General features: G+C 41.7%; 18 protein-coding genes and 1 tRNA gene. 8 read left to right on the top strand and 11 right to left on the bottom strand.

Going from position 1 to position 17142, the window contains the following annotated elements:
* Window positions 1–89: 89 nt before the first annotated feature.
* A complete protein-coding gene (locus D9603_RS00215; RefSeq protein ID WP_128729602.1) occupies window positions 90–1019 on the bottom strand; it encodes a porin in 930 nt (309 codons plus the stop codon).
* A 148-nt stretch (window positions 1020–1167) separates the two neighbouring features.
* A complete protein-coding gene (locus D9603_RS00210; RefSeq protein ID WP_125254340.1) occupies window positions 1168–2013 on the bottom strand; it encodes a LysR family transcriptional regulator in 846 nt (281 codons plus the stop codon).
* A gap of 87 nt (window positions 2014–2100) precedes the next feature.
* On the opposite strand from D9603_RS00210, the gene maoP reads away from it, so the two are divergent.
* Together maoP and D9603_RS00200 are read left to right on the top strand one after the other, a co-directional pair.
* Complete coding sequence (maoP, locus tag D9603_RS00205; protein WP_128729601.1) at window positions 2101–2472, top strand: DUF413 domain-containing protein; 372 nt, start codon at window positions 2101–2103, stop codon at window positions 2470–2472.
* Between the two features lie 203 nt (window positions 2473–2675).
* The gene (locus D9603_RS00200; protein WP_194086942.1) at window positions 2676–3911 is read left to right on the top strand and encodes a diguanylate cyclase; all 1236 of its coding nucleotides are present in this window, start codon (window positions 2676–2678) and stop codon (window positions 3909–3911) included.
* Here D9603_RS00200 and rarD read toward each other — a convergent pair.
* Window positions 3900–4790 carry an EamA family transporter RarD gene (gene rarD, locus D9603_RS00195; RefSeq protein ID WP_128729599.1) on the bottom strand — a complete coding sequence of 297 codons (891 nt, stop codon included), beginning with the start codon at window positions 4788–4790 and terminating at the stop codon, window positions 3900–3902. The two genes, D9603_RS00200 and rarD, sit on opposite strands and share 12 nt — an antisense overlap.
* A 209-nt stretch (window positions 4791–4999) precedes the next feature.
* Here rarD and recQ point away from each other — a divergent pair, with 209 nt between their 5' ends.
* From recQ to D9603_RS00175, 4 genes are all read left to right on the top strand, one after another.
* A complete protein-coding gene (gene recQ, locus D9603_RS00190) occupies window positions 5000–6814 on the top strand; it encodes a DNA helicase RecQ (protein WP_128729598.1) in 1815 nt (604 codons plus the stop codon).
* Complete coding sequence (locus D9603_RS00185) at window positions 6815–7102, top strand: DUF3630 family protein (protein WP_128729597.1); 288 nt, start codon at window positions 6815–6817, stop codon at window positions 7100–7102.
* A 112-nt stretch (window positions 7103–7214) separates the two neighbouring features.
* Window positions 7215–8921, top strand: coding sequence for a POTRA domain-containing protein (locus D9603_RS00180; protein ID WP_128729596.1), 1707 nt, complete (start codon window positions 7215–7217; stop codon window positions 8919–8921).
* A gap of 56 nt (window positions 8922–8977) precedes the next feature.
* Window positions 8978–9541, top strand: coding sequence for a mechanosensitive ion channel domain-containing protein (locus D9603_RS00175; protein ID WP_128729595.1), 564 nt, complete (start codon window positions 8978–8980; stop codon window positions 9539–9541).
* On the opposite strand, the gene D9603_RS00170 is transcribed toward D9603_RS00175, so the two are convergent.
* Genes D9603_RS00170 through D9603_RS00160 form a run of 3 tightly spaced genes read right to left on the bottom strand, consistent with a single transcriptional unit; the run spans window position 9531 to window position 11882 of the window.
* Window positions 9531–10559 (bottom strand): succinylglutamate desuccinylase/aspartoacylase family protein, encoded by a 1029-nt coding sequence (locus tag D9603_RS00170; RefSeq protein ID WP_128729594.1) that lies wholly within the window; start codon window positions 10557–10559, stop codon window positions 9531–9533. The genes D9603_RS00175 and D9603_RS00170 overlap by 11 nt on opposite strands.
* The gene (rimK, locus tag D9603_RS00165; protein ID WP_128729593.1) at window positions 10546–11451 is read right to left on the bottom strand and encodes a 30S ribosomal protein S6--L-glutamate ligase; all 906 of its coding nucleotides are present in this window, start codon (window positions 11449–11451) and stop codon (window positions 10546–10548) included. Before rimK ends, D9603_RS00170 begins: the two co-directional genes overlap by 14 nt.
* Window positions 11448–11882 (bottom strand): ATP-dependent zinc protease, encoded by a 435-nt coding sequence (locus D9603_RS00160; RefSeq protein WP_128729592.1) that lies wholly within the window; start codon window positions 11880–11882, stop codon window positions 11448–11450. The genes rimK and D9603_RS00160 overlap by 4 nt, the downstream gene beginning before the upstream one ends.
* A 394-nt stretch (window positions 11883–12276) precedes the next feature.
* Between D9603_RS00160 and D9603_RS00155 the strand changes: the two genes are divergently transcribed.
* The gene (locus D9603_RS00155; RefSeq protein ID WP_128729591.1) at window positions 12277–13242 is read left to right on the top strand and encodes a zinc transporter ZntB; all 966 of its coding nucleotides are present in this window, start codon (window positions 12277–12279) and stop codon (window positions 13240–13242) included.
* A gap of 4 nt (window positions 13243–13246) precedes the next feature.
* Here the strand turns inward: D9603_RS00155 and D9603_RS00150 are convergent.
* Window positions 13247–13321, bottom strand: a tRNA-Arg gene (locus D9603_RS00150).
* A gap of 216 nt (window positions 13322–13537) precedes the next feature.
* On the opposite strand from D9603_RS00150, the gene D9603_RS00145 reads away from it, so the two are divergent.
* Entirely contained in the window at window positions 13538–13720 is a 183-nt protein-coding gene (locus tag D9603_RS00145; protein WP_010378988.1) for a helix-turn-helix domain-containing protein, read from the top strand.
* 70 nt (window positions 13721–13790) lie between these two features.
* Here the strand turns inward: D9603_RS00145 and D9603_RS00140 are convergent, their stop codons facing one another.
* The 4 genes from D9603_RS00140 to D9603_RS00125 form a co-directional block, all read right to left on the bottom strand.
* Window positions 13791–14603, bottom strand: a complete 813-nt coding sequence (locus D9603_RS00140) for a phosphotransferase (protein ID WP_241651535.1) — start codon at window positions 14601–14603, stop codon at window positions 13791–13793.
* Entirely contained in the window at window positions 14566–15186 is a 621-nt protein-coding gene (gene pnuC / locus D9603_RS00135; protein ID WP_128729590.1) for a nicotinamide riboside transporter PnuC, read from the bottom strand. Before pnuC ends, D9603_RS00140 begins: the two co-directional genes overlap by 38 nt.
* Window positions 15186–15452: a hypothetical protein gene (locus D9603_RS00130; protein WP_125254354.1), complete on the bottom strand. Its 267-nt coding sequence runs from the start codon at window positions 15450–15452 to the stop codon at window positions 15186–15188. Before D9603_RS00130 ends, pnuC begins: the two co-directional genes overlap by 1 nt.
* A gap of 236 nt (window positions 15453–15688) precedes the next feature.
* The gene (locus tag D9603_RS00125) at window positions 15689–17065 is read right to left on the bottom strand and encodes a Gfo/Idh/MocA family oxidoreductase (protein WP_128729589.1); all 1377 of its coding nucleotides are present in this window, start codon (window positions 17063–17065) and stop codon (window positions 15689–15691) included.
* Window positions 17066–17142: the final 77 nt, after the last annotated feature.

The following is a 17142-nucleotide window of genomic DNA, read 5'->3' as shown; positions in this document are numbered from 1 at the left end:
AAAAAGGAACCAAACAGTTCAAAACACATACAAAAACACCCGCTATAAGCGGGTGTTTTGCTCTTTTAACCTTAGATAGCGCCTATAGATTAAAACTTATATTCAATACCTAGACCTAAGTAATCTTTTTCGACCTGGTTATCTGCATCATATGTAGAATAGAAACCATACACCTTCGCATTTTTGGCAAGTTTGTAATCGACACCAACAGAGACTCCATCAACTTTGTCACCCGCGTCAAAATCAATAACTTGATACTGAGCCTTCAATGTCGCACTACCTAACTTATATGCTGCATTTAATAAATAGCCATCCGCTTCTGCGCTACCATTCACTTTTTCTTGAGTCTGGTACATTGCACCAAGTTTAAAGTCAGCTAGTTTCCCTTGCACACTAAAGCGAATCGTGTCATAGCCGTTAACTTCACTGTCAGCTGCAATCGCTGCATAGACAGTTGACTCTTTTAAACCCGCGTCACCATAAGTAACCGCTGTAGAGAAGCCGTTTTCACCTTCTTCATTATCTTCAGCAATAAAACTACCTAAAACTCTAATGCCATTAAAGCTTGGTGATTTATATGAGATTGAATCGCCTAAACGATTCTCACCTTTGAACAGTACCTTAATATCACCTTCAAGGTCATTGAATTGATCTAACTTGCCTTGTGATTGTTTTAATGCGGTGTCGTTACGACCAATCACTACTTCACCAAAGTTACCTTTCAAACCAACATACTGGTTACGTGCTGTAATATTGTCTTTGTCACCTTTGGAGTCGGCGTCAGACACATCCACTTGAAATTCAAGCTTGTAAATAACTTCTAAACCTGAGTTTAATTTCTCAGAACCTTTGAAACCAAAGCGAGAAGCGTTACTTTTGATTTCAGTAACAGAGCCGGCACCATCATCTGAAGATTGCACCGATACGTTCGCTTTACCATAAACATCTACTTCAGCATTTGCTTGAAGGGTGATTGCACTTAATAATGATAGCGCCAAAGCAGTCTTAGTTAGTTTCATGTGTATTTCCTCAATATCGCAACACGTATTTTTAAAACATGCGCAGTGTGACATTGCTAAATGACAAAAATATTACACATAAAATATTTCTGAAAATAAAGTGACACTCAAAATTAAGAAATACGTCACAAAATATTCATTATAGGAACTACTGCACCGCTCCTAACAAATTTACTATCGTTTCAATCTGTTCTAACTGATCATTATCTTTGTGATACGCTACATATATCTCCCTTGAATTACTCTCGACGTCATTAATTTGGAATAATTTTTCGGCCTCAATAGCCTCCAGCGCTAGCGCTTCCGGAACAAAGGCTGATCCGCCACATTGTAAGATCAAATCCAGCGCGATCCGTCCTGTACTTGTTCTGAAATATGGAGGTGTCGCACCTGTAAATTGCTTTGCATGCCATAATGAAAAAGCAGTACCCCAATCGACATAAACATATTGGTTGTCAAAGAAGTCTTCCTTGGTGGCAGTATCAAAGGTGCTCACAGGAATAATTGCCAAGTCACTGATCGGCCTGACCTCCAGCTCATCTACTTTAGGTGGATCGAATAGAACCGCAAGATCTAATGTTCTTTCTAATAGCAATCTTGTACTTTCTTGCTGCGTTTTGACTTCTGCTACTAGAGATACGCCTGGCATAGCAGAAACGATATGATTGATACCAAACTGTAAAAAAGCATCCCAAATATTCGCTGTGCCGCTTAGAGACAATTGTTTGTGCATATTATTTGCGAGCGCAACATCGACTTTTGCTCTTTGCATGCCCGTCAGTATCATTTTTGCGTGAGGTAGCAGTCTTTCACCGGGTGCTGTCAATTGAATATTGTTACGCTGGCGAATGAACAAGTTTACCCCTAGGCTCTGTTCTAATTGACGGATCCTAAAACTTACAGCTGATTGTGTAATGTATAAATTTTCAGCTGCCCTGCCAAAATGGCGGGTCTTCACAACTTCAACAAAAGTTTTTAATAGATCTATGTCCATTTTTCTTCCTGACGATAAAAATTACTCGTTTAAAAAATTTGAGAACTTGGTCCATACTCCAGCCAGATAACCTTAGAGGACTCAGTTATGGATCATAATTTAGCGACTTTGAAAAATGCCTTTGCAAGCAACAGAGCCTTTTATGATGATGCCAATTTCCCTAGAGGATTTGGACGCAGTGGCCACTTTACCCTTCAAGAAGCCGAGATTCTTGAACGCTGTGGAGCCACACTAAGAAGCTTATACAGCAAAGCAGCAGAACCTCAAAATAGTTTCCAGTCACAATTCGTTCAAGTGATGGATGGCTTAATCCCACCGACTAATGCCGTTGAAAAAGCTTGGGCCAAATACCTCAAGCATACAACCTGCAAAACAAAGTTTCATACTCTATTTGGTCGCTCAAAAGTACAAAATGATAGCAGCGTGGTAATCCCAGCGGATATTGACGACGAACTATAACATCATGAATGTTAATAGTGTGCCGACACTATCATTGGCAGTTGTTGACAATATTTTAGTTCACAACTGTCAGTGTTTTCCTTCTTCAATCATTATGACAGTAGATTTATACGCTGTTATCCCGTTCAATTATTGATCCTCTCATTGCATTTCCTTTCAGTTAGGTTAAGAATTAATAAAACAGGAAATAATTGGCGAAGGTTGTGTTACGGAAAATCCTAATTATTGAAGACACCCCTACCATTGCGAAAGTGCAAAAGCACATTGCAACTTCTGCTGGGTATCAGGTAGATATTGCAGAGTCTCTTGCTGAAGCTCAGGCGTTGTTATCACAGCATACTTACTTCTGTGCTGTTGTTGATTTTGTACTGCCAGATGCGCCCCATGGAGAAGCTATCCCATGCACTGTTAGCGCAGATATTCCAACTATTGTTATGACGGGTAATATAGAAAGCCAGACTCGCTCTATTGTCGAACAGTACCCGATTATCGATTACATCATAAAAGAAAATAAACAGGCTTATCACTACTTACGGCGACAGTTGGAGCGCTTGCCAAGGAATGAAAATGTAAAAGTTCTCGTTGTCGATGACTCAATGGCATCTCGGAACTATGTATCGGCACTTCTAATTAGACATAAATATCAGGTTCTAGAAGCATGTGATGGGCTTGAAGCGCTAGCGGTATTAAAAGAGAACCCAGAAATTTCTGTGATCATTACAGACAACGAGATGCCAAATATGCGTGGAGAAGAGCTTTGTATCGAAATACGACGACTCTACTCAGATGACGATAAAGCAATCATCGGTATTTCAGGAGTAGAAAATGCCAACCTGTCCACACGCTTTTTGAAAAATGGAGCTAATGACTATTTAAGAAAGCCATTTAATGCTGAAGAGTTTTATTGCCGCCTTAGTCAAAACGTCGATATGCTCGAACATATCCAAACAATCAGACGACAAGCTAATACTGACTACCTCACCGGACTGCCTAACCGCCGCTACTTTTTCGACACCGTAAAAAAGAGTTTAAAAGCACGATTTGGCAAAAAGCAGCATGGACTAATAGCCATGATTGACATTGACCACTTTAAACAAGTGAATGATAAGTATGGTCATGACGGTGGCGACGCTGTACTGGAATCTATTGGCAAGGTGTTCGCTACACACTTTGCGAGTGATCTCGTTGCGCGATTAGGCGGAGAGGAGTTCGCTATCTATTTTAAAGATACAAAATCAGAAGGTTGCGTGGAAAAGCTCGAACAATTTAGAAAATATTTGGAAAGTAACAGTAGCAAGCTGACAACTCAGAAAATTGCCTTTACTGTCTCAATGGGACTCGCTTCACAAGTGACAACCAATATAGAAAGCTTGATAAAAGATGCCGATGAGCAACTTTATCAAGCTAAAGGTACCGGTAGAAACCGCTTAGTTTACTAAGCGCTTTCTCCTATCACGGTAAGAGTCGAGACTAAACATCACCAATGCACTCCAAATAAAAGCAAAGGTAACGGCTCGTTCAGCGTCAAACGGTTCTCCGTAAAATAGTACAGCCAACATAAACATTAAACTCGGCCCGATATATTGAAAAAAACCTAACGTTGAGTATGGAATGCGCTTGGCGGCACCTGTGAAACACAGTAATGGCAAAGTAGTTACAACCCCTGCGCTAACAAGGAGTATATTAGTATACCAATCATTGTTCATAAGGTTACTAGTAGCACTAGGTTCCGCCCACCACCAGTACACCAATGCTATTGGCGTTAAAATAAGCGCTTCAACCAATAGACCCGGTAGTGACTCTACCGCTAACGTTTTTCGAAGCAAGCCATAAATTGCAAATGAGCCAGCCAAAGAAAAGGCAATGATAGGAAAAGAGCCAAAACTAATAAGCTGTAGCAATACGCCAAATATTGCAAGCATCACAGCAAACTTCTGTCCTGCTCTTAGCTTTTCAGAAAGAAATAACATGCCCAGCAACACATTGAGTAGCGGGTTGATATAATACCCAAGGCTTGCATCTAACATATAGTCGTTTTGCACAGACCAAATAAACAGCCCCCAGTTGAACCCGAGTAATAAAGCAGTTAATGTCAACATCGCCAACAGCTTGGGATTGACTAAAATCGCTTTTATCTTTGGCCACTGTTGTCTAGCCAGCACAATAATAAAGATAAACAGCACCGACCATATTACGCGATGAATTAATATTTCAATCGCATCAACATGAGTCAATTGCTTAAAATAGATGGGGGCTAATCCCCACATCAAAAAGGCAAGTACAGCGAGTAAATGTCCTTTTTTCTGTTCTTCAATCACAGCTTTAGACCTTGTTTAATCTTGGTAGGATCCACTTAAAGGTCAAACAGTATACTATGGTTTGTAGTTAACAGCGATGAAAGTTGGATGAATATATACCAAGGCTTCCTCAAGTTTGTAGAGGGTAAAGTGTTCAAATCTTATTCACTCCCTCCATCCGAGCGTAAAAAGCAAAGACAAGGGTCAAAAAAAACTCTAAAATAGCCGCGATGAATACCCTCAAGAACACACCAGCTAACGACCCTCATACGGTACTGAAAGATATATTCGGTTACAGTACGTTTCGACATGGTCAACTTGATATCATTCAGTCTAGCTTAGCTGGTCAGGACACGCTTGTGTTGTTGCCAACAGGCGGTGGCAAGTCTTTATGCTATCAAGTTCCTGCAGTATTACTGCCCGGCGTTACACTTGTTATTTCGCCCCTTATATCACTGATGCAAGACCAAGTTGCTCAATTAAAAGCACAAGGTATTGCCGCTGAATATATAAATAATAGTGTTGCATGGGAACAACAGAGAGACATTTACGACAGGCTCTATAATGGAGACATAACGCTACTTTATGTTGCACCTGAAAAAGCCTTACAGCGAGAGTTTATTGACCGCATTGCAGGCTGCCACATCAGCTTATTCGCAATTGATGAAGCGCATTGTGTGTCTCACTGGGGGCATGACTTTAGACCTCATTACTTTCGCTTGAAAGAGTTACGGCAGTATTTTCCTAATGTTCCAATGATGGCATTAACGGCAACCGCTGATTTAGCAACGCGAAAAGACATCGTGCAGCAACTCGGGATGTATGAACCGTTTATTTATACTGGTAGCTTCGACAGACCGAATATCCGCTACACCATAGAAGAAAAATTTAAGCCACTATCACAACTGTTTCGGTACCTTAAAGAGCAAAAAGGCCAAAGCGGAATTATCTACTGTGGTAGTAGAAAACGTGTAGACGATATTGCCGAGCGACTTATCGATGCTGGGTTTAACGCTGCAGGTTATCATGCTGGCTTGGATAATGACCAACGACAATTTGTGCAAAACCGCTTCGCACGAGACGACATTCAAATTGTCGTAGCCACTGTTGCATTTGGAATGGGGATCAATAAGCCCAATGTTCGGTTTGTTGTACATTACGATATCCCAAAAAGTGTTGAAGCCTATTATCAAGAAACTGGTCGCGCCGGTCGAGATGGCCTTGCTGCTGAGGCGGTAATGTATTTCGATCCTGCTGACATTCCAAGAGTTAGGCGTTTTTTTGAAGATATTCCAGATGAGCAGCGCCGCAAAGTGGAAGAGCAACGTTTTCAAGCAATGTCTAGCTTTGCAGAAGCCCAAACTTGCCGCCGGCAAATTTTACTCAATTATTTTAGTGAGTATCAGCGCGAGGCTTGCGGCAACTGCGATATTTGTCTAAATCCTCCAAAGCAATTTGATGGTACTTTAGTTGCGCAACAAGCATTATCTTGTGTATACCGCGCAGAGCAACGCTTTGGCATTGGCTATATTGTCGATATTCTACGTGGGGCAAATACTGCCAGAATAAGAGAATATAACCACCATACACTGTCTACATACGGGATCGGAAAAGAACATAGTAATGAGTTTTGGCTCAGTATTTTGCGTCAACTTATCCATCATGGCTTATTAAATCAAGATATAACTCAAGGTGCGACTCTCAGACTTACCGAAGCCGCAAGAGCGGTGCTCAAAGGTGAATATGTTTTACAGCTGGCAGAGCCAAGACTCGTTGCTAAACACGTTTATCAAGACAAGCTTGCCCAGTTTAATTACGACAAAAAACTATTTGCTAAATTACGCGCATTGAGAAAACAATTAGCAGATGAAGATGACGTACCACCGTATGTTGTATTTAACGATAGAACACTCGCTGAAATGGCACAAAAAACACCGACAAACGATAGTGAGTTTTTGCAAGTGTCAGGGGTTGGTTTCACCAAATTAAGTAAATATGGTGCTCCATTTATGCAATTGATTAGAAACTACTTGGAAAGAGACTAAATGACAACTCTGACTTTAGATCTGCTACACGAAGTGATCATCATTCACCCAGAGTTGTTACCTCAAGATGATGAGTTTGAATTATGGGGTCAAGTCTTCTTGCACCATGATGCCGTCGAGCTGATTGAGTTTTCGACAGGCGCAGATAGACATCTGTGGCGTTTTACATTTAGCGGCTGCTATTTCAACTTAAATTTTGAACACTACAGCAACAGCGTTTGGATAGCACCAGATGGTGTTGACGCCCTAGATTTACTGCCCTCGCTACACAAAAACCTTTCTCGTTAAGTCCATATAAAGCTCTTTAAGTCTATAAATATTATTACTTTTGTTGCAGATACAGAGCAAGTTGCAACAATATAATCCATACTAAAGGAAGATTCGACTTAAAGGCTTCAAGATGAAAGTAAATCGGTTATCGTACAGTTGTGTGCTACTCTTTTGCGGTACAAGCACCTTTGCTAACACAGAAAAAGTGACCGCTGAACACTACACTGACAGCTGCAGTAACAACCGTGTTGAAGCTAAAAGTGATGAAAACTTATCTCGTCAGCTTGATGTTGAGCAGATATATCCAGAGCCTGCCAATGGTAAGAAAATCGCAGAGATTACATTAAAACAGCTGAATGTTTTTGATACTAGCAACCCAGAAGAAGATAACGCATTATTTCGATTTGCAAATAATTACCATATCCAAACCAAACCTGAAGTACTGAAAAGTGTGCTCTTATTTCAAGAAGGTGATAAATACAATCCGAGGAAACTCAGCGAATCAGAGCGGCTACTTCGCAATCAGTCTTATTTATATGATGCACGGATCTTTGCCAGCGAAAACTGTGATGGTGATATCCTTGTTACTGTCGTCACTCGAGATCTATGGACTTTGCTACCCGACTTAAGCTTTAGTCGCAGTGGAGGGGAAAATACCTCAAGAGTAGGATTTCGAGAAAGTAACTTATTCGGCTGGGGTAAGCGACTTTCTTTTACTCAAATAACTGAAGTTGACCGCTCTGGGTATCAATTTGTTTATGATGACCCCAATATTTTAAATTCACGGTACCGAGGGAGAATTGAGTATTCCGATAACGACGATGGTGAGCGCCACTATATTGACGTGAGCTACCCATTTTTTGCTACGGATACGCCGTATAGTTATGGTTTTACTAGTTATTCCGATAAACGCGAGGAGCCTTTGTACTCTGAAGGGGAAACCATATCAGAATTTAGTCAATCCACAGAGGTAACCCAACTCTATTTTGGTCACTCAAAGCCATTGTCAGGGAACTGGACTCGTCGCTTAATAGCGGGTGCTCGCCATGAGCAACATACATTCGAGGAGATCGGCGACACTACATTGCCTATCGCAAAGGATCGAACACTAACCTACCCATATATCCAAGCACAATGGTTTGAAGACTCTTATGTCAAAGTGCGTAACTTTGATTCGATTTATAGGACAGAAGATCTCAATTTAGGCTGGAATATTAATGCACTTCTTGGTTACTCAACACAAGCTTGGAGTGATGATACTGAGCGACTAATATATTCGTTCTCTGCTAACACTGCACATTACACCTCAGATCATAGCCTATGGCGCTTTTATTTTGATATTGAAGGGAGTTGGGATAAAGAAGCAAAGAAATCTGAAAACCTCATCGCCACCACCACCTTTCAGTACTACTTTAACACCAGCATATATGAGTCTTGGTTTCTTAATGCAAGCTATACCTATGGTAAAAACCTTACCTTGGACAATCAAATTACATTAGGAGGGGAAACGGGCTTAAGGGGCTACCCAATAAAATACCAACAAGGTAGCCGCAGCATGCTGCTTAATATTGAAAAGCGTTACTACTGGGAATATGATTTATGGCGCCTATTTAAAGTAGGTGGTGCGGCGTTTTTTGATGTTGGCAGAGCTTATCATTCACACCTTGCGATAGAGGGGAATGAGTCAGTGTTAAAGAATGTTGGTATTGGACTGAGACTAGCACCAAGCCGAGCAAATTCAGACATCATGGTACATATAGACCTAGCAACGCCTATTAACGGACCAGATAATGTCGATAGTATCCAATGGCTACTAACCGTAAAAAATCGTTTTTAGCGATGTCTTGAATAGGTAAACATGCTATAAAGCAAAAAAATTATTAGGATACCACCGTGCATTTTTTAGACTTTGCACTTAGCCAATACAAACTCATTGTTACTCTGCTGGCCATATTAAGCTTTCCACTGTTAATGAAAGCGTGCTGTAAACTACTAGAAAAAGTCACCAGAGGTAAAATTGATTCTCACCGCAAGCAACGAGCTGACTTACTCGTTAGAGTTCTAGTTGCATTTGTGTTTGTCTGCTTTATGTTGGTATTTTGGGGAATAGAACTACGAGGTCTACTTGTACTTGGGTCATCGCTTTTTGCAATGCTCGGTGTTGCCATGTTTGCTGGCTGGTCACTTCTTTCAAACCTAACGTCATTTTTACTCATGTTTATTCAAAATGATTATCGAGTTGGTAACTGGGTTAGAATAGTTGATGGAGCCAACTTTGTTGAGGGTTGTATTGTTGAAATGGGGTTGATGAGCGTCGTTTTGCGTCACGTCGACGGTCATAAAGTCGTCTACCCTAACAATTTATTCGTCACTAGACCTGTACTTGTACTGAGCCAAGAACCAGTCAAGCCAAAACAGCCAGCTGCGCCAAGACGACCACTAGGCCCTAAGAAATAGGGCCTATATCATCGATAAAGGTTTCTAGCTGCTGCTCCACAATACTATTCGCATAAGCAAAATAGGCAATATGAAATACCGCATCACCCTCATTGACTAAAGGCAACATCTGCTGCCCAATCACTATACCACTTCTTGGAGCAATAATTGCCTCTTCGCTTTGACCTAAGGGGCTGTCAATGTAAGCAAGAATTTGCCCTTTTGAAACGCGCTCACCTAGCGTTACCTGTGCACGTACAATACCGTCCACATCCGCCCTAACCCAGCTAGTCGCTGCTGCAATAACAGCATCATGAACTTGCTTTCGGCGTCGCCCTCGTAGCATTTTTAAGTGACGCATGACATTTTCTACACCTTGTAAACCAGCTGCTATCGCAAGCGCATCAAAGCGTAATGCCTCTCCAGCCTCGTATGTGATCACCGGTATATCTAGACCTGAGGCTTCACTGCGAAGTGAACCATTGCGCAGTCGTGCATCAATAGCCACAGGAGTACCAAATGCCATCGCCATTTCTTTTGTCATCTCACAAGACAAATCTCCACGGATCTGAGGCAAATTTGAACGATGAATAGCGCCCGTGTGCAAATCGATGATATGATTGGATTTTTTCACCACCAGATCGAAAAACATATGCGCCATTCTCGCTCCAAGTGAGCCTTGCTCTGATCCTGGGAAGCAGCGATTCAAATCCCGCCTATCAGGAAGGTAACGAGACTTGTGAATAAAACCGAAAATATTCACGATCGGTACCGCTATTAGTGTACCTCGCAATGTAGCTGCATCGACTTTACTCAATAGCTGACGCACCACTTCAACCCCGTTAAGCTCGTCACCATGAATAGCCGCACAGACCATTAATACAGGGCCAGACTCTGCACCATTAACGACTTCAATTGGAATAGTCATTGGAGTGTGGGTATACAGCTTCGCCACCTCCAATTGTACGGTTTGTCTTTCAGCTACCCCGACACGTGTATCGAGTAAAGTGAAAGGCTGGTTAATTTTAACCTTTGCCACGTGTCGCAGTCCTCTTAGCAGCCGCATTTTTCTCGATGAACGAAATTATCATGCCCGCAATATCTTTGCCTGTTGCTTTTTCTATCCCTTCAAGGCCAGGTGATGAATTTACCTCCATTACCAAAGGTCCACGTTCAGAGCGAAGTAAATCAACCCCCGCAACGTTCAAACCCATTGCTTTTGCAGCCGCTACCGCAGTGCGGCGTTCTTCAGGAGTAATTTTAACCAATGTTGCCGAGCCCCCTCGATGCAAGTTAGAACGAAACTCACCTTCTTGCGCTTGGCGTTTCATCGCAGCGATAACTTTATCACCAATCACAAAACAACGAATATCCGCTCCACCAGCTTCTTTAATATATTCTTGCACCATAATGTTGGCTTTGAGACCCATAAATGCCTCAATAACACTCTCTGCTGCTTTGCGCGTCTCAGCAAGTACAACACCAATACCCTGTGTGCCTTCTAGCAATTTGATCACAACGGGTGTCCCACCTACCATTTCAAGTAGATCTTTGACGTCGTCTGGCTTACTCGCAAAACCAGTGATCGGCATGCCCACTCCCTTCCTAGACAACAACTGTAATGAACGTAGTTTGTCTCGTGAGCGCGTAATTGCTACCGATTCATTTAATGGGTAAACCCCCATCATTTCAAACTGTCGAAGTACGGCACATCCATAAAATGTCACAGACGCGCCAATCCGAGGTACAATGGCATCGAACCCACTGAGTTGCTGCCCCTTAAAATGGATCTCTGGCTCACTGCTATTAATATTCATGTAACAACGCAGCGCGTCTATTACAGCAACCTCATGTCCCCTTTGCTCAGCAGCTTCAATAAGGCGACGTGTTGAGTATAAAGATTGATTCCTTGAAAGAATGCCAATTTTCACGATTTATCCGTTTTATTACTTAAGTATGAATGCTCTGGGTCAACAATAATGCGGCCTCGCATTGCTGTGCGCCCTAGCAGCATTCTAAATTTCATGGTTCCTCTATTGCTCAGCGTAATTTCAATAGGCCAAGCCTGTTCACCAATACGTAAGTTTGTCTCGATGACATAACGCAGCTCTTTATGACCTCCAGAGTCTGTGACTACACGTTCATCGAGTACTTTTGCTTCACAACATACTTCATAGTCAGTGTCACCCTGGAGTGGATGAAGCCAAAACCTAACCCATCGCTCGCCACTATCTGATTGAAATGCTTCAACCTTAAAAGCATGAAGACAAGATGTTCTTGCTCCTGTATCAACTTTTGCTTTTATCTTATTAATTCCTAAGTCAGGTAATGAAAGCCATTCTCGCCAACCAACTGTGATCATAGTGTGCTCTTTTATAAAATGAATTTGGACTTATACGCGCAATTAAGTCATATGAAAAACAAAATAAATTTATCCTAAAGATAATACTGTTTTGTCTTGGAGCTTTCTCAATTTGAAAGATAGCCTAACTCCTATAACCCTGCACACCAGTTTAATATTTATGACTCGCGCTAGCGCTCAAACAGGCAACTGAAGATTCATAAATTACCTGCGACTCAGAGTGATTGTTCTACGGTAGCAGCACTCGTACACTTTTCAAGCGAGTACTCTATACTTGCTAATATTATTCAGGGCATATCAAAACAATTTATTTTATCGCCAAGATATTGAAATGAATTTGAAAAATAAATTATCTATGTCAGGCTTGATATGAACTTTTTGCTGGGGATAAACAATGACAGGATTACTCCATGCGTGCGTGCTTGATGGTCAAGGTGGCGGTAGAGTACTGTGCGAGCTCTCTGAAATTGGATCAGTCATTCACAAAGAACCCTTATGGCTTCATTTTGATTATAGTTTTGAAGACACCACAGAGTGGTTAAAAAACCAGAGCTTTTTGGACGAATGGGAATACCAAGCCCTCACTGCTGATGAGACCAGGCCAAGAACGGTTAATGGTAATGAGGGGTTATTGGTATTCTTACGCGGCGTGAATTTAAACCCAAAGCAAAGTCCAGAGGATATGGTTTCTCTTCGCTGTTTTGCTAATGAAAAGCTTTTAATAACCTGTCGTAAGCGGCACATTATGTCTGCTCAAGACATGCTAACACAAATTAAAAAGGGTCAAGGGGCAAAGAGTATTGGTGAACTTCTCTCGACTTTAGTCATGCGTCTTTCAATGAGAATGCAAGATATTATTTGGCAAATAGAAGAGCAACTTGATGAGTTTGAGGAAGCCCTAGAAAATAGCGAGCAACTACCCAACTATCAACAACTACCGGTATTAAGAAGACAAACCATCGGCTTAAAACGATACCTCAAACCACAAAAGCTGGCGATCAACGAATTACTACTAGTTAAAGTAAATTGGCTAAATGAAGACCACTTACACCAGTTAGAAGAAGCGAATAATGCACTCAGCCGCTATATTGAAGAATTAGAAGCTGCGATTGAGCGGGCACAAGTGATTCAAAATGCGATCACTAACCACCAAAATGAACAGTTAAATCAGAGAATGTACATCATGTCGGTTGTGGCGGCATTATTTTTACCGCTGGGGTTCTTAACCGGATTGTTAGGTGTCAATATTGGAGGGATCCCAGGTACCGAATGGAATGGGGCTTTTGCCTTGTTTGTAATCATGCTGGTTTTGATCACCGCTGGAGTCGGAGTGTATTTCAAGCGCAAAGGCTGGCTATAATGACTGGCGCTCTCGCTAGGGATCGAACCTAGAACTTAGCCTCCGGAGGGCTACGTGATATCCATTTCACCACGAGAGCGACGTCAACATAATAATGCGAAGTGCTAAGAAATACCAGACTATGTTTTCTATATGATTAATTAATAACCGAATTTTGAAAAAAAGCTGTACTTTGGGCAAAAAACCAGTTATTCAACTATGCTTTGAAAATAATAAAATAGAATGAGAGTGCTGTTTAACCGTCAATTCTGACAGAAAAAGGCAGTACCACAATACTTGATTGAGGATCACAAATATGACACCAATGACCACAGAGCAAGTTGCAGAGTTTCTTGATGTTAAAGTTGAACGTGTAAGACGTCTTGCTCGAGAGAACCTGCTAGTAGCAAAAGACACAGATGCCAGTGGCGAGCCAATTTTTGACAAAGCCGATGTGGAAAAATACAAAGAGCTTGCACAACGCTTAGGTGGCATTTAAGCCCTGCTTCTCCCGGTGCCAGTATTGTCAGTCAAGGGAACTGATGCATTACTGGCGTAGAGCCTTGCGTTTATATCCAAAGCGTTAGTATTTCTCTCAATTTGTTCGCTTCATCGACAACCCCTTTTTGCTCATACCAATGAATGCTCAGCAATAAGTATATTTGACAATATACCTTCAATTTAACGTCTGCATAGGATGGCGTGCACTTCTGATTAAGTAGAAAGTAGGTATCAACAAGACGATATGCTGATGCAACATCACGCTGAAAGCTGCATACTAATGCCGCCAGATCAAAAAAAATATCGTTGTGGCAGGCATATTCAAAGTCAATAAGACGCACGCCTTCAGGACTGCAAATAATATTACTAGTTACCAAGTCATTATGACAAAATGCCACGTCACTTGGTAATCCAGCAAGCTGAGACAAAAGCCATTGCACGTTTACAATAGCGCTACTCTCAAGCTCAATAGCCCTCATATAACCAACAAGGTCAAGAGTTTCATATACAGCAAGCTCAAGACTATGTACTTGGAGCAATGGTTTTAATAGCGCCTCATCATCTAGCACACGGTTGTACTTACCCTCAGGGATATAACTGAATATGGCCATTCGCGTATCCATATCATATTGTAGTGCCGTCGAGGTAACTCCAACGCAAGCAAGCTTATTCTGTGCTGCTAGTGCTGCAACAGGAATATCATGACTGTAGCACTTTATGACAAATTGCTGACCATCACTGGTTATCAGATAATTGTTATTGCTCACCCCTTTCGTAAGCTTTCGTATATCATTAACAGCCACACCAAAAACTGCATTTACACTTGCTTTTATTGCTTCTAGTTCAGAGTGTCGCAAGAGACTTACCTTGCTTTGCTTCATACTCTTCATACCAACGTTTATAGCCCCAACAAGCCATTAAGGTGTAGAAGATGAAAAGTACTAACGTCGGGTAGAACCCTTTTAGATAATAAAGATAAATAGATGCTGCATCTATCACAACCCAATATAGCCAATTCTCAAGTACTTTCTTTGCCACCAAGTAGGTGGTCACCACTGCGAAACAGGTTGTAAAGCTATCTAGATAGGCTAAATCCGCAGACATATAATGTTTAGTCACATAGCCAAGTACAACTGACACAATAGCTGTCACGGCTATCACACTAAGATGTTTTGACATCGACCAAGAGGTTATCCGACTTGGGGTATTCTTGTTACCTTGACGCCACATCCACCAACCGACAACTGCCATCACCATATAGTAGAAATGCAGCAAGGACTCCATGACGAGTGCACCGTTCCAATATAAGACTGTGTATATAAAAGTATTGATAAATGCCACAGGCCAGCACCAGATATTTTCTTTAATGGCTAATAATAAATATGCCACGGCTAGCACGACTGCAATGTACTCCCAAATAGACATGGCAGTAAAGCCAGCTAGCGTATCCGTTAACCACTCCATTAAATAACCGCACTTTGTGTTGGAGATAAATCACCGGCAATAAACTTACAAACAAAAATACTCTTACCAAACGTTTCAAAAGAGCGTTTCATTTCTTGGTTTATGATAGAAGTAACGAGATCAAACTCTCCAAATACCTGAGTCGACATGGTATTGGTGAGTACTTTTATATCATCGTGTTGATTTAATCTATCAATAAAACCTTGAATAAAAGGGATGTAGTCTTGATGAAGTGGATATTTACTGATTTCAACAGAAACTTGCATGAACGCTCCTTACAAATAGCAATCAATTGGCAATGTATGTATTCATTTTATTTTAACTTAATATGGTACTAATTTGAGGGAAAATTTAAGACTCCGACGTTAGTCAAGTGTAAAAAATATAGTCACTTAGTAAAAGGCGAACTTCTCTTCGCGGATATAGTTCGCCCCATCTTATTACTCACTGTTTTTATTCTTTTCAATGTGCTTTAGCACCTACGAAAGTGCCATGGCCACTCCTAAACAGTAACAATCCCAAGCGGTGCTGCGGTTTGCCAAGCACCACGAGTAAAATCAGGAATGCTTAATGATTCACTACGATTTGCCACAGATTGTACCGATAGTGGCGAGATCACTGACCAAGCTGCGCCATCATAAACATCTTGATCAAGCGGCTCACCATTGCGTAAACAATAAATCATGCGCCAAAACATTAAAAAGTCCATACCACCATGACCACCATTGCGCTCTGCTTCTTTACCCATTTTAATCCATAGTGGATGGTCATATTGTTTATACCACGACTCCATGTCGTGATCCCATTCATGGAAGCTCTTAGTACCACCTTGCTCCAAAGCAATACGGTTAGGAAAGCCAGCAAAGACACCATTGGTACCTTGGATGAGGTTATGACGTGAGTAAGGTCTTGGGGTTGTTGTGTCATGTTGCACCACAATACTCCGTCCCTTAATGGTTTTGATCATTGTTGTGTTCATATCACCAGCCACGTAGTTTAACTGATTACGCTCGTGATCTGCTGAAAACTCTCGCTTTGCATATGCAGCACGGCCAAGTGCTGGGGAGCTCATTGAAGTAAGGTAATCGAAACGATCGCCTCGGTTGATATTCATGTATTGGGAGACTGGCCCCAACCCATGGGTTGGATACAAATTACCATTACGCTTCGTATGCCAATGAGTACGCCACGACCCTGTTTTATGCTCAATTTCTTTCATCTGCCAACGCAGTTCGTGGATATATGCGGCCTCTGCGTGAAGCAATTCGCCGAATATACCTTGTCGAACCATATTCAGCACCATCAGCTCATCGCGGCCATAGTTGACATTTTCCATCATCATGCAGTTCTTTTGAGTGCGCTCAGCGGTGTCAACGATTTGCCACATTTCTTCAACAGTTAATGCCAATGGCACTTCGACAAAAGCATGCTTGCCACTGTTCATCGTGTCAATGGCCATTGGCGCATGCCATTTCCATGGCGTTGAAATGATAACGATGTCAATATCATCCCGATTAAGCATATCTTGATAAGCTAAATCACTACCACGATACAGCTCAGGCTTTGGTAGCCCCCGTTCGTCAACGAGGTAACTAGCTGACTTTTCGAGAACTGCATCATGAGTATCACAAATGGCAACAATGTGCGCGCCCTCAATATGACTCATACGTTTAACATGACCATAGCCACGCTGACCCACCCCGATAAAACCAACACGAACAACATCCATTTTTGGTGCAACAAGCCCAATGACCGAACGCCCTTGCTGCTTGGGTATGATATTGCTATTTTGATTTGAGCTTGCGCAGCCAGCAACAACACTGGCAGCCGCAGCAGCACCTGCGGCTTTTAAAAAGTCGCGGCGATTTACATTTTTCATTTTGACTCCTAAACGATACTTCATCAACAGCGTACATGTACCAGTTAGCCTTAATACTTGCTCAATTTGAAGAAGCA

It is taken from the genome of Pseudoalteromonas sp. PS5 (assembly GCF_004103255.1).
In the GTDB taxonomy this organism is placed as follows: Bacteria; Pseudomonadota; Gammaproteobacteria; order Enterobacterales; family Alteromonadaceae; genus Pseudoalteromonas; species Pseudoalteromonas peptidolytica.
This window is presented reverse-complemented; position numbering and strand designations above follow the sequence as displayed.